The following is a 12,855-nucleotide window of genomic DNA, read 5'->3' as shown; positions in this document are numbered from 1 at the left end:
GAAGCCGTTGAGTTCACAGCCGGAACGCGCCGGTATCGGGCTGAAACATGCGCTACCGCGCTTCCGAGAGCACCTCTCGATTCGCACAGGTTGACATCCACGTAAAGCGTGCGGGGGAGCGCCCGGCCAGGGAACCGAACCGCGCGGCCCGGATTCTCCCGGCGAGGAGGCCCGATGACCGGACGGACTGTCTTCGACGGCGAGGCGGACGCGCCGCAGGCGGCGGAACGCGAGGACGACGGCGAGCTCATCGACGCCCTGATGAGCGTCCCGCCGGCGCGCACGCCCAGCATCATCGTGGTCGGGGACGACGCGGTGTTCGGCATCACGCCGCCCCGTCGCTCCGCCGACTGAGCTCAGGCCGCTGCGGATTCCGTCGCGGGGTCCCCCGCGATCCGCGAGTGGAACATGACCCGCGGCTTGGAGAGGTCCCAGGGCCGCGCCCGATGCATCAGGCGGCGGTTGTCCCAGATCACGGCGTCGCCCGGCGCCCAGGCGTGCGTCCAGACGCGCGGCGGCTGGCAGGCGTGCCCGAGCAGCTCATCGAGCAGCGCCTCGCCCTCCGCGTCCGCGAGACCCGGGATGCCGAACGCATGACGGCCGATCATGAGGCAGGGCCGGCCGGTTTCCGGATGCGTCTTCACCAGGGGGCGCAGGGGCGGGGTCTCGACGTCCGCGCCGTAGCCGCCGTGCTCCGTGCTCTTCCGGTAGTCGTGGCCGATCCTGGCCTGGCTGCGCCTCAGGGAATGGTAGGCGCTGAGCGGGGCGATACGCGCGCGCATCTCGGGCGAAAGGGCCTCGAAGGCGGCGGCCATGTCGGCCCACTCGGTCTCGCCGCCCGACGCCGGCACGATGTGGGCCGTGAAGACCGCGCCCTTCGCCTGGACCGGCATGTAGGTGGAATCGCAGTGCCAGCCCATGTTGCCCTTCAGCACCTGGACCCAGTCGTCGTCGGGCAGGCGCACCGAGCCGTCCTCGCGCACATTGCTGATCGGCGCGAGACGGAACTCCAGCGGCCCGAAGCGGCTGGCGAAGGCGACCTGTTCCTCCCGGCTGAGGTTCTGCCCGGGAAAGACCAGCAGCCCGTACTCCAGCCAGGCCTCGTAAAGCGCGGCGAAATCGGCCTCGTCGAGCCCGGCCAGGCGCAGGCCCGTCACCCTCGCCCCGAACGTGGCGGGCAGGGGCTCGAGGTGGAAGGGCGTACGAGCGTCCATGGCCGCGAGGATAAGCCTCAGAACACGCCCATCGCCAGCCCCGCGGCGAGGGCCGCGCCGAGCTCGCGGCAGGGTGCGAGCTGGTCCTCGGACAGCACCTTCGGCGCGAGGATCCGGTCCGCGTCCTGGGCGCGCGTGCAGACGACGAGGGGCTCGGCCACGGGCTTCAGCCGCCAGCCGGTGGCGATCCGCGCCAGCTGGCGTACGGCCCCGTGCCCGTCGCTGCCGGCCGCGATCATCATGGCGTAGGGCCGGCCGTTCAGCCGCTCGAGGACCAGGTAGTAGGCGCGGTCGAAGAACTCCTTCATGGCGCCGGAGAGCGCCGCGAGGTTCTCGGGCGCGGCGAACAGATAGCCGTCGGCGGCGAGCAGATCCTCGGCGGTCGCCTCGTCGGCGGGCAGCGTCAGCACCCGGACGCCGGGCTCGGCTTCGGCCGCCTCGGCCGCCGCCTCGGCCATGGCGCGCGCCGCGCCGGTCCGCGAGTGCCACACGATCAGGAGCCGCTTCATGGCGGCAGGCTAGCGTCGCCGCGGCGGATTGCCGACCTGAAACGCGACCGTGCTTGCGCCGACGCGACCCGGCCCTAAGCTCGGCTCCAAGGATATTGGGGGAGGGGATCATCATGCTTCGTACAAGCACGCGCCTGGCCGCGGCCCTGAGCGTCGTCGCTCTGGCGCTTGCGCCCGCGCAGGCGGGCTACGCCCAGGCCGCGCGCAAGCCGGCCGCCGTCAAGGCGCCCGTCGGCGCGCTGGCACCCGCGGCCAGTCCGGAGGCGCTGGGCTTCGACAGCGCCCGTCTGGCGCGGCTGGACGCCTACATGGCCAATGTCGTGAACTCGGGCCGGGTCGCGGGCATGACCACCATGCTCGCCCGCCACGGCAAGGTGGTTTCGTTCAAGACCTACGGGAAGAAGAACCTCACGGCGGGGACGCCGATGACCGAGGACACGATCTTCCGCATCTACTCGATGACCAAGCCGATCACCGGCGTGGCGATGATGATCCTCTTCGAGGAGGGCAAGTGGCGGCTGGACGATCCGGTCACGCGCTTCGTGCCCGAGTTCAAGACCCTCAAGGTGATGACGGGCACGGACGGCAACGGCGTGCCGATCCTCGAGGACATGAAGCGCCCGCCGACGATGCGCGAGATCATGAGCCACACGGCAGGCTTCGGGTACGGCCTCCAGGACGAGCATCCGGTCGACAAGATGTACCGCGAGAAGCGCGTGCTGGGCTCGAACGGGCTCAAGGACATGATCGACAAGACCGCGACGATCCCCCTGGTCTTCCAGCCCGGGACCTCGTGGCGGTACTCCTCGTCCGTCGATATCCAGGGCTACATCGTCGAGAAGATCACCGGCCAGACGCTGGGCCAGTTCATGCAGGACCGGATCTTCCGGCCCCTGAAGATGAACGACACGGCGTTCTACGTGGCCGCGCCCAAGGCCGACCGCCTGGCCGCTGTCTACGCCTTCAACCGCGATCTGGGGAAGATCCAGGAGGCCGACAAGATCTTCGACAACCCGCTGCCGACCTACCTGCAGCCGCCCACCATGGAATCGGGCGGCGGCGGCCTGGTCTCGACGACGATGGACTACGCCCGGTTCTGCCAGATGCTGCTCAACGGCGGGGTGCTCGACGGAGCCCGCATCCTGTCGCCCGCGTCCGTCGAGCTGCTCGGCACCAACGTGATCCCCAAGAACGTGCTGGTGAACTCCAACGGCACCTCGGGCGCTCGCTTCAACGAGGCGGTGGGCTTCGGGCTGGACTTCATGGTCGTCAACGACCCGCGCGCCGCCGGCACGCTGGAAGGGAAGGGGACGATCAGCTGGGGCGGCGCCGCCGGCACCTGGTTCTGGGTGGATCCGACGAACGACCTCTTCTTCGTCGGAATGATCCAGCGCCTGGGCGGCACCGGGGGCGACGACCTGGGCACCATGGCCCGGACGCTGACCTACCAGGCGCTGCTCCACCCGGAGAAGTAGGAGGCCCTTGGATCGGGCTCTGCGAACCTTCGCAGTCGTCTTCGGCGCGGCCTCCCTCACGGCCGTCGCCCTGGGGGCCCATGTCGCCGCGCACAGCGGTGTGGGGGCCCAGCGCTGGGGACTGAACCTCGCCGCCTGGATCCTGGGCGCGACCGCGGCCGCGGGGGTGGCGCGGCTGGCCGGACCGCGTGCGGAGAGGGTGTTCGTCGCGGCCGCGCTCCTTGCCGTGGCGCTCACCTTCGCCGCCGAAGGTCTGCAGGGCGTGCACCGCTGGCTGCAGGTGGGCCCGGTTCGGGTGAACGCCGCCGAGCTCCTGATGCCCGCCGCCGTGGTCGCGCTGGCGGCGATGGACCTGCGCAGGCCCTGGCCCTGGGTCGCCGCGGCGGCGGCGCTCCTGCTCCTGATCGCCCAGCCTGACGCCTCGCAGGCCACGGCGGTCGCGGTGGCGCTCGTGGCCGCGGCCGCGGCTTCGCCACTCCGGCCGGTCCATCGCGTCGCCGTCGCAGGGCTGTGCGCCGCGGCCGCCGCTATGGCGTGGATCCGGCCGGACCCGCTCGCACCGGTTCCAGAGGTCGAGGAGATCTTCCGGTTGGCGGGGGAGGTATCGCCCATGGCGGCTGCGGTGGCCGCCGTTTCCCTGGCGACCGCGAGCGCGGCCCCGCTCATGCTGTCGCGCCGGTCCAGGGCGCCGGCCCCGCCGGCCCTGGCGCTCGGCGGCTACTTCCTCGTCTCGGCGGTTTCGCCGCTGCTGGGGGCCTTCCCGACGCCGCTGGTCGGGATCGGCGTCAGCCCGGTGCTCGGCTTCTGGCTCGCCGCAGGGCTCCTGGTGAGCCTGGCCTCTCGTCGCGCCGGGGCGGCCGCGCCTTGACTTTCCGCCCCCTCCGTGCGCCCTTCCGCGCCTCGTAAAACACCCCGTTTCCCTCGGAAAATGCACGCCTACCGCACCCATACCTGCGGCGCGCTCCGCGCCGCCGACACCGGCAAGTCCGTCCGTCTCTCGGGCTGGATCCATCGCAAGCGCGACCACGGCGGCCTGATCTTCATCGACCTGCGCGACCATTATGGCCTGACGCAGCTGGTCCTTGCGCCGTCGACCCCGGGCTTCAACATCGTCGAGCACCTCCGCGCCGAAAGCGTGATCCGGGTGGACGGCGAGGTGGTCGCCCGCACGGCCGAGACGGTGAACCCGAACCTGCCGACCGGCGAGGTCGAGGTGAAGGTGAAGGACGTCGCGGTGCTGTCCGAGGCGTCCGAGCTGCCGCTGCCGGTCTTCGGCGAGCCCGACTATCCCGAGGAGATCCGGCTCAAGAACCGCCACCTCGACCTGCGCCGCGAGACGCTGCACCGGAACATCGTCCTGCGGTCGCGCGTGATCCAGTCGATCCGCAGCCGGATGATCGAGCAGGGCTTCCTCGAGTTCCAGACGCCGATCCTGACGGCCAGCTCGCCCGAGGGCGCGCGCGACTTCCTGGTGCCGTCGCGCCTGCATCCGTCGAAGTTCTACGCGCTGCCGCAGGCGCCGCAGCAGTTCAAGCAGCTGCTCATGGTGTCGGGCTTCGACCGCTACTTCCAGATCGCGCCCTGCTTCCGCGACGAGGACCTGCGCGCCGACCGCTCGCTGGAGTTCTACCAGCTCGACGTGGAGATGGCGTTCGTCACCCAGGAGGACGTGTTCGCGGCCATCGAGCCGGTGATGCACGGCGTCTTCACCGAGTTCGGCGAGGGCAAGCCGGTCACGCCGTACCCGTTCCCACGGATCCCGTACCGCGAGGCGATCGCCAAGTACGGTTCGGACAAGCCCGACCTGCGCAACCCGATCGTCATGCAGGACGTGTCGGATCACTTCCGCGGCGGCGGCTTCGGCCTCTTCGCGCGGATCCTCGAGGACAGGAAGAACGCGGTCTGGGCCATCCCCGCGAAGAGCGGCGGCAGCCGGGCGTTCTGCGACCGCATGAACAGCTGGGCGCAGGGCGAGGGCCAGCCGGGCCTGGGCTACATCTTCTGGTCCGACGACCAGGGTGGCTGGGGCGGTCCGATCGCCAAGAACCTGGGGGCTGAGAAGACCGACGCCCTGATGGGCGCGCTGGGCCTCGGGCAGGGCGACGCCGCGTTCTTCGTGGCCGGCGATCCCAAGGCCTTCTACAAGTTCGCCGGCAACGCCCGCACCAAGGTCGGAACCGACCTGAAGCTGGTGGCCGAGGACCGCTTCGAGTTCGTCTGGATCGTCGATTTCCCGATGTTCGAGATGAACGAGGAGACGAACCACGTCGACTTCAGCCACAACCCGTTCTCGATGCCGCAGGGCGAGCTGGAGGCGCTGAACAGCAAGGATCCTCTGGATATCCTCGCCTACCAGTACGACATCGTCTGCAACGGCCACGAGCTGTGCTCGGGCGCGATCCGGAACCACCTGCCCGAGATCATGGTGCGGGCGTTCGAGATCGCGGGGTACAACGAGAGCGTGGTCGAGGAACAGTTCGGCGGCATGCTGAACGCCTTCCGCCACGGCGCGCCGCCCCACGGCGGCCTCGCGCCCGGCATCGACCGCATCGTCATGCTCCTGGCCGGCGAGACGGCCATCCGCGAGGTCATCGCCTTCCCGCTGAACCAGCAGGGGCAGGACCTGATGATGAATGCGCCCTCCGAGGTCGCGGACAAGCAGCTGAAGGAGCTGCACATCCGCCTCGCCCCGCCGATCAAGGCCTGAGGCGGCGGACCCCTAGCTAGCGCGGCCCGGGCGGAGCCGGTGGCGCGGGGGGCGCCGGCGGCGCCATCGGCACGAAGCGGATCGTCGGCTTCGCGTGGCTCCGGTAGATGAACCGCGCGCCGCTGCAGGTCCGGGCCGTGAGCCCTGGCGGGACCCGCGTATGGCTGTCCGCACAGGCGTCGTCGAGCTGGTCCTGCCGCAGTCCACGGGCGCCCGAGAGGTCGGCCCGCGAAATGAGCGCGTGGGTGAGGTCGGCGTCGCGGAAGTCCGCGCCGTCGAAGTTCGCGCCCGTCAGGTTCGCGCCCGTGAGGTCGGCCGAGCGGAACGCGGCGTGCTGGAACTGGCCGCCCGACAGGTTCGCGCCCGTCAGCGTCGCGTCCGAGAAGACCGCCCCGCGCGCCTCGACGCGCGACAGGCTGGCGCCCTGAAGCTCGGCGGCGCGGAAGCTCGCGCCGCGCAGGACCGCGCGCTCGAACGACGCGCCTGTCCCCTCCATGTCGTTGAGCACGGCCTGGCTGAGATCGGCCTGCGAGAACGAGGCGCCGCGGATGGTCATGGCCCGAAGGTTGGCGCCCACCAGGATGGCGCGGGCGAACACGGCGCCCGAAGCCTCGGCGTCGGCCAGGTCGATCCGGGTCATGTTGGCGCTGCCGAACAGCACGCCGTTGGCCTCGGCGGCGCGGGCCCGTGCGGAGGTGAGGTTGGCGCCGGAGAAGTTCGCGCCGGTCATCACCGTTTCGGTCAGATCGGCCTTGGTGAGGTCGGCTCTCGCGAAGACCGAAGCGTGGAGCTTGGCCTCGCGCAGGATGACGCCGACCATGGTCGCGCCCGAGAAGTTCGCACTGATGATCCGCGCCCCGCGGAGGTTGCGGCCCGACAGCTCGCACTTCGTGCAGGAGCCGCCGAACGAGTCCTGCCGGCGCACTTCCTTGTCGCCCGCAGCGGCGCCGCCCGCGATCGCGAGGATCGCTGTGGCGGCGGCGAGGGCGGCCTGGAAACGGGGCGAACGGGAACGCATCGTGACGGCGCAACTCCGGTGGTCTGGAGGTGACGGATGCCTGCATCCACCGGCAGGCGCCACTTAATTCGCGGTAACTTGGAAGGACTTAGCGACGATCCTACCCGGATTGAGGAACCGGCCGCGCGGCCGTCCTCCCAGCTTCGACGGACCGCGCTGCCGGCAGGGCCTAGCCGGTCGGAGTCTCATTGAGGCGGCCGGCCCGGGCGCCGCAGGTCTCGCAGATCAGGGCCTGTCCCTTGCGGACGACCGCGATGTCGCCGCATGCGGCGCAGACCTCGGCGGCGCCCATCGCGGCCGGCCCGGGCGCACGTCCCGCCGAGGGCAGGAACACCAGGTTGTCGGGGGCCGCGCCACGGGCGAAGCCGCGGCTGATGAACCGCGAGGCCGGCTGCGGCTCGGCGTCCTCGGCCGGCGCCGCCTCGGCCTTCCCCCGTCCGAGCCCGTCGGCGTTCAGCCCGGCCGGATCGGCGCTCGCGAGCTCGTCGCGGCCCAGGTAGCTGATCCCCAGCTCGCGGAAGATGTAGTCGAGGATGGAGGTGGCGGACCTGACGGTGTCGTTGCCCTTGACCTCGCCGGCCGGCTCGAAGCGCGTGAAGACGAAGGCGTCCACGAACTCGTCGAGCGGAACGCCGTACTGCAGGCCGATCGAGATCGCGATCGCGAAGTTGTTCATCAGCGAGCGGAAGGCGGCGCCTTCCTTGTGCATGTCGATGAAGATCTCGCCCAGCTCGCCATCGTCGTACTCGCCGGTGTGGAGGTAGACCTTGTGCCCGCCGACGCTGGCCTTCTGGATGTAGCCCTTGCGCCGGTCCGGCAGCTTGCGCCGCGTGCGTTCGCGCTCGACGATCCGCTCGACCACGCGCTCCTCGACCTGGGGAGCCTGGACGCGGGCGGGGGCGGGGCGCTCAGCGGCAGGCGGAAGGTCCAGTTCGGCGGCGAGGGGCGGCGGGCCACGGCGCGGCCGGATTGCGATGTCCGCCGCCGCCAGGGCGGCCGCCACGTCCGCCAGCGTTGCGGACCAGGGCAGCGGAACCTCGAGCACGGGCGGAATGTCCAGCACGGGGGTCAGGGCGGCCAGCATCGCGGCCTGCGCGGAGAGCGGCGTCGCGTCGCGCGAACGGAGCACGGCGCGCTGGTCATCGTCGAGCGCCTCGTCCTCGAGGCTGTCGCCGCCGAGGATGAACGCCTCGGCCGCGGCGACGTCGCCGGGCGGGAAGCCGGCGAGCGCCAGGACGTCGAGCGCGGGATCGTCGAGCTGATCGCCCGTCGCCCCGAGGACGTCGCGCAGGAAGCCCTCGCCCACCACGTGCGGGGCGAACGCCTGCGCCAGGTTCCGGACGAACGGGAGCTCCGCCTGCGCCGCCTCGATCTCGAGGCTGGTGAAGCCCCGCGCGGTCAGGCTCTGGACGTTGACGCCCGGGGCGTCGGCGAAGTGCCGTCGGCCCAGGAGGCGGGCCTGGACCTCGGTCCGGTCCGCGCCGATGGCCTGCAGCCCGAGGATCGCGGCCTCGGACAACACGCGGACGGCCTCGCCGTCGGCGGTCTCGGCCAGGGTGACGGGGCCCTCCCAGGGGGCGGCGTCGAGGCGGCCGCCGACGCGCAGGGCCAGCTCGGGCTCGGACATCAGCGCGAACTTGAGGTCGACGTCGAGGTCCTCGGCCGCGTCCCGCGCCGCCTGGAACAGGTTGCGGGCCGCGGAGCGGGCGGCGTCGCTGTCGTAGTCGAAGCCGTGGGCGACCAGCCAGTCGCCCAGGCCGGCGAGCCCGAGGCGCACGGGCCCGTCATGCGCCGCGGCCAGCGCGGTGGCGGCGAGCGCCACGTCCGCGGCGAACGCCGCCTCGTCGAAGGCGCCGTCGCGCCAGAAGGCCATGAGCTCCACGCCCGCGGCGGGCATGGCCGCGGCCTCGGCGATCGCCGAAGCGCTCACGACGTCGGGCGCGGCCACCACACGGCCCGTGGTCCAGGCGGCGCGGGCGAGGGCGGACCCTTGCCCGCGGAGCGCGACGTACGGCGTCACGGGCGGCGGCGGAGGCAGCGAGCAGAGCCACATCGTCTCGCCGCCCCGGACCAGCGCGATGGCGTCCTGTATGGCGGCGTCCGTGGCGCCGGCGGCGCGGGCCGCCTCGGCGGCGCGCGCGAGGGAGGCGTTGCGGGCGGGATCGGCGCAGGCGTCGCCGTCGCCCTCGCATCGGAGGACGGCGTCCATCACGGCCTGCAGCCGGGCCGCGTTCAGGCTGGCCGCGGCCTGGGCGGCCTCCCGGCCACGGTGCGACGCGGTCACGGCGTCCAGCGCGCCGCTTCCGGGTTCCAGGACCTTGAGCGCCGGTCCGGCCGCCAGGAAGCCGATGCGGCCGTGCAGCATCGCCTCGGCCAGCGTCTCGCGGAACCTTGTGCGGGTCTTGAGGTCGCGCGTCAGTCCCTTCGCCTGCGCCTTGCCGGCGAGTTCGTAGGCGAACGCCTGGATCGCGGCGGCGATGTCGGCGCGACCCTCGGCCCAGCCGATCCAGGCCTCGACCCTGGCCGTGGTGAAGTGGGCGGGAGCCTCAACCTCGACCATCCCGCCGCCGATCTCGAGAAGGCGGCGCTCGATTCCGGCCTGTGCGGTCTCGCTGTCCATTCGGCCTCCTCCCAAGTCGGCCGAGCCTAAGGCGCGTCGTGATTCGCAGGCAGCAGATGTTGGGGGGTCATCACCGCTCATCCCCAACATATTGCTGCAAAAGCCGGCCTTGGCGGCTGCGTGGCGCATCGCTATTGTCCGCCCGCCTGACAGCCTGCGAAGGGCCCCGATTTGTCCGTCCTGAAGACCATTTTCACCTGGTGGAACGGCGCCACCACCGGCATCCATTTCACGACCTGGCGGCGCGGCCGCCTCGTCGGGACGGACGAGCTTGGCAACCGCTATTTCGAGGCGCGCGACGATCGCGACAGCTACGATCGCGGCCGCAAGCGGCGCTGGGTGATCTACAAGGGCTATGCCGACGCCTCGAAGGTGCCTGCCGACTGGCACGGCTGGCTGCACTACACCTTCGACGAGCCGCCGACGGCCGCGCCGCTGCCGCGCAAGGCCTGGGAGAAGGACCACCGCCCGAACCTCACGGGCACCATTCACGCCTACCGGCCCAAGGGCGCGATCTCCCGTGGCGGAGACCGGCAGCGCGCCACGGGCGACTACGAGGCCTGGAGCCCGGAGTAGGCCTGCATGGGACGCCGCCCGCCTCGCCTGATCTCCCGCACCGCCACGGGCCTTGTCATCGGCGCGTGCGTGGCGAGCGTGGTCAGCGCGCAGCCGACGGCCCCCAGCGCGCCCACCGCCCCGGACGCGCCCTCGGCGCCCGTCGCCGCGCCGCCGCCCGAGGAGGCTCCCCCGTCCAGCGTGGCTGCGCCCGCGCCCGCGGTCGCCGCGCCGGTGACGGCCGAGGAGGTGGCCCCGGCCGCGCCGCCCAAGGCGCAGGTCGCCGAGAAGCCGGCCGCGGCGCCGATCCGCCGCTCCCGCGCCTACGACGTCGCGATCCTGCAGGCGATCGACAAGGTGACGGCCGAAACCCTCCGGTTCGAGGCGCGCGTCGGCGCCCCGGTGCGGTGGAAGGGCCTCGTCTTCACCGTGAGCGCCTGCGAGCGCTCGGCGCCGGACGAGGCGATCGAGGACTCCATCGTCTATGTGAGCATCGACTCCCAGCCCCGCGCGCAGCCGGGCCGGCCCACGCCGGCGCCGAAGCAGGCGTTCCGCGGCTGGATGTTCGCCTCGTCGCCCGGGCTGCACCCGGTGGAGCACGCCACCTATGACGCCTGGCTGATCAGCTGCAGGGCCAGCGCGCCCGCGCCCGCCGTGACCGCGGCGGTGCGCCCGCCGCCCGCCAAGGCGCCGCCTGCGGCCGAGCCCAAGTTGCTGGACCTGCCGCCGGCCAAAGCCGCCCCCGCTCCGGTTTCGCCGGCCGCGCCCGCCGCCGCTCCGCCGGCGAAGGCCGCCGAGCCGCCGAGGTCCGAACCCGCGGCCCCGTCGCCGCCGACGTAGAACTCGGCCTCCACCTCCAGGGCCCTGGCGAGTCTTCGGTGGTACTCCGCCCGGGCGATCTCCGTTGCGCCGAACTGGCGCAGGTGTTCGGTCATGAACTGGGCGTCCAGCAGCCGGAAGCCGCCGGCGATAAGCCGGGCCGCGAGGTGGACCAGCGCCACCTTCGAGGCGTCGCGCTCGCGCGAGAACATGCTTTCGCCGAAGAACGCGCCGCGCAGCGAGACGCCGTAGAGGCCGCCGACAAGGCGGTCGCCGCGCCAGCACTCGACGCTGTGGGCGTGTCCCATGCGATGGAGCTCGAGATAGAGCCGTTCGATCGGCCGGTTGATCCAGGTTTCCGTGCGGCCAGGTCCGGCCGCGGCGCAGGCCAGGACCACGTCATGGAAGGCGGTGTCGACGCGGATGTCGAAGGCGTCGGCGCGGACGGTCCGGGCCAGCCGCCGTGGGACGTGAAAGGTCTCGAGCGGCAGGACGCCACGGCGCTCGGGGTCGATGAGGAAGACGCGGCTGTCCTCGCGAGCGTCGGCCATCGGGAAGACGCCGCGGGCGTAGCAGTCGAGCAGGTCGCGGGCGTCGAACGCGGACATCGCCCGAACGTCTAGCGCGCCGCGACGCCGCCGCAAGCGCTCGGGCGTCCGCCGCCGGGGAACATGGGCGAAAGCAAATGTTCCGGCGAGGCGGGTGTCATCGGCCATCGCCAAGCTCGACCCATGAGCTCTACGGGTCCGATCGTGCTGTTCCTTGGCCGCCTGGCCGGCGACGGCGTGGCGCGCAATGCGGTTCATCTGGCGAATGCGCTCGTCCAGCGAGGTCTCGCCGTCCAGGTCGTGTGCCTGCAGCCGGGCCCGCTCGCCGAGGACCTCCGCGGCGCCGGCCTGACCTGTCTCGGTTGGGCGCGCGGCCCTCGCGGGCTCGCCCTGGCGGCCGCGACCGGGGCGCTGCGCCGCGAGCTGCAGGCCCTGCGTCCGTCGGTCGTGGTGTCCATGGGCAACCACGGGCATCTGGCGGTGTGGGCGGCGCTCCGCGGCCTGCCCGACGTGCCGCGCATCTACAGGATCAGCAACGATCCCGCGCACGCCGGCGCCGACCCGTTGCGTCGCGCCGCGCGGGAGGCCGGCCTGCGGCTCGTGGCCGCCGATGCGACGCGGCTCGTCTGCGTCTCGGCCGCGTTGGCGCGCGGACCGGCCTTCCGACGGGCGCGCCGGGATCGCCGCATCGACGTCCTCAGCAACGGCGTCGACGTCGAGGCGATCCGGCGCCGGGCGACGGCCCCCGTCCGCCACCCCTGGGTCGACGACGGCCGGCCCTATGTCGTGGCGGTCGGCAGGCTTCATCCGCAGAAGAACTACCCACGCCTCCTGGACGCCCTGCGGCTGGCGCGCGAGAGCCGGCCCGAGCTCCGCCTCCTCGTGCTGGGGGGCGGCCCGGACAAGGCGCGTGCTGCGCTCGAGGCGCAGGCGCGCGGGGCGGGAGTGGCCGACGCCGTCCGGTTCGAGGGCGAGGTGGCCGACCCGTTCCCGCTGGTGGCGCGCGCTTCGGCCTATGTTCTGGCGTCGCGGTGGGAAGGCGCCTCGAACAGTCTGCTGGAGGCGCTCGCCTGCGGCGTTCCGGTGGTCGCGTCGCGCAGCGCGGGGGCTGCGCCGGACGTCCTGGGACACGGCCGCTTCGGCGTGCTCGTCGATCCCGACAGTCCGTCGGACCTCGCGCGCGGCCTCCTCGCCCAGACCGATCCGGCGACCCGCATCCTTCCCGGCGGGCGGGCAGGGGACTTTCCGCTGGACGCCAACCTGGCCCGGCTGTGCGCCGTGGTCGCCGGGGCGCGGCGGCTTCATGACGAAATTCAAATGCTTGTGGAAGGCCAGTCCCATGGGCCGGCGCTATCTGCAGTCATCCCCCAACGAAGTACGGAGTGCTGAC

Annotated in this window: 11 protein-coding genes and 1 pseudogene; 7 read left to right on the top strand and 5 right to left on the bottom strand. The window is 72.3% G+C overall.

Translation table 11 applies throughout. The features are described from left to right. Positions 1-174: 174 nt before the first annotated feature. On the top strand, positions 175-354 hold the full coding sequence (locus JNK30_RS07925; protein ID WP_293481522.1) for a hypothetical protein: 180 nt from the start codon (positions 175-177) through the stop codon (positions 352-354). A gap of 2 nt (positions 355-356) precedes the next feature. On the opposite strand, the gene JNK30_RS07920 is transcribed toward JNK30_RS07925, so the two are convergent. Beyond that, positions 357-1,214 (bottom strand): TauD/TfdA family dioxygenase, encoded by an 858-nt coding sequence (locus JNK30_RS07920; RefSeq protein ID WP_293481521.1) that lies wholly within the window; start codon positions 1,212-1,214, stop codon positions 357-359. A 17-nt stretch (positions 1,215-1,231) separates the two neighbouring features. Beyond that, entirely contained in the window at positions 1,232-1,723 is a 492-nt protein-coding gene (locus tag JNK30_RS07915; RefSeq protein WP_293481520.1) for a flavodoxin family protein, read from the bottom strand. Positions 1,724-1,836: 113 nt separating this feature from the next. Here JNK30_RS07915 and JNK30_RS07910 point away from each other — a divergent pair, with 113 nt between their 5' ends. The 3 genes from JNK30_RS07910 to aspS are packed head-to-tail and all read left to right on the top strand — an operon-like array spanning position 1,837 to position 5,905. Further along, on the top strand, positions 1,837-3,198 hold the full coding sequence (locus JNK30_RS07910) for a serine hydrolase (RefSeq protein ID WP_293481519.1): 1,362 nt from the start codon (positions 1,837-1,839) through the stop codon (positions 3,196-3,198). Positions 3,199-3,205: 7 nt separating this feature from the next. Then, a complete protein-coding gene (locus JNK30_RS07905; RefSeq protein WP_293481518.1) occupies positions 3,206-4,066 on the top strand; it encodes a hypothetical protein in 861 nt (286 codons plus the stop codon). A 60-nt stretch (positions 4,067-4,126) separates the two neighbouring features. Further along, positions 4,127-5,905, top strand: a complete 1,779-nt coding sequence (gene aspS / locus JNK30_RS07900) for an aspartate--tRNA ligase (protein WP_293481517.1) — start codon at positions 4,127-4,129, stop codon at positions 5,903-5,905. Between the two features lie 16 nt (positions 5,906-5,921). Here the strand turns inward: aspS and JNK30_RS07895 are convergent, their stop codons facing one another. Together JNK30_RS07895 and JNK30_RS07890 are read right to left on the bottom strand one after the other, a co-directional pair. Further along, positions 5,922-6,923: a pentapeptide repeat-containing protein gene (locus JNK30_RS07895; protein ID WP_293481516.1), complete on the bottom strand. Its 1,002-nt coding sequence runs from the start codon at positions 6,921-6,923 to the stop codon at positions 5,922-5,924. A gap of 169 nt (positions 6,924-7,092) precedes the next feature. Further along, positions 7,093-9,543 carry a ribonucleotide reductase gene (locus JNK30_RS07890; RefSeq protein WP_293481515.1) on the bottom strand — a complete coding sequence of 817 codons (2,451 nt, stop codon included), beginning with the start codon at positions 9,541-9,543 and terminating at the stop codon, positions 7,093-7,095. A gap of 171 nt (positions 9,544-9,714) precedes the next feature. Here JNK30_RS07890 and JNK30_RS07885 point away from each other — a divergent pair, with 171 nt between their 5' ends. Both JNK30_RS07885 and JNK30_RS07880 read left to right on the top strand, forming a co-directional pair. Continuing rightward, positions 9,715-10,119, top strand: coding sequence for an NADH:ubiquinone oxidoreductase subunit NDUFA12 (locus JNK30_RS07885; protein ID WP_293481514.1), 405 nt, complete (start codon positions 9,715-9,717; stop codon positions 10,117-10,119). A 6-nt stretch (positions 10,120-10,125) separates the two neighbouring features. Continuing rightward, positions 10,126-10,938 (top strand): DUF2155 domain-containing protein, encoded by an 813-nt coding sequence (locus JNK30_RS07880; RefSeq protein ID WP_293481513.1) that lies wholly within the window; start codon positions 10,126-10,128, stop codon positions 10,936-10,938. Here the strand turns inward: JNK30_RS07880 and aat are convergent. Next, a pseudogene (aat, locus tag JNK30_RS07875) lies at positions 10,935-11,525 on the bottom strand (leucyl/phenylalanyl-tRNA--protein transferase); the annotation flags it as partial. The gene JNK30_RS07880 and the pseudogene aat overlap by 4 nt on opposite strands. Positions 11,526-11,648: 123 nt before the next feature. Here aat and JNK30_RS07870 point away from each other — a divergent pair. After that, on the top strand, positions 11,649-12,854 hold the full coding sequence (locus tag JNK30_RS07870; RefSeq protein ID WP_293481512.1) for a glycosyltransferase: 1,206 nt from the start codon (positions 11,649-11,651) through the stop codon (positions 12,852-12,854). Position 12,855 lies beyond the last annotated feature (1 nt).

Origin of the sequence: Phenylobacterium sp., assembly GCF_016793225.1 — a bacterium.
GTDB lineage: Bacteria > Pseudomonadota > Alphaproteobacteria > Caulobacterales > Caulobacteraceae > Phenylobacterium.
The sequence above is the reverse complement of the archived record's forward strand: the minus strand, read 5'-3'. Positions and strand labels throughout refer to the sequence as shown.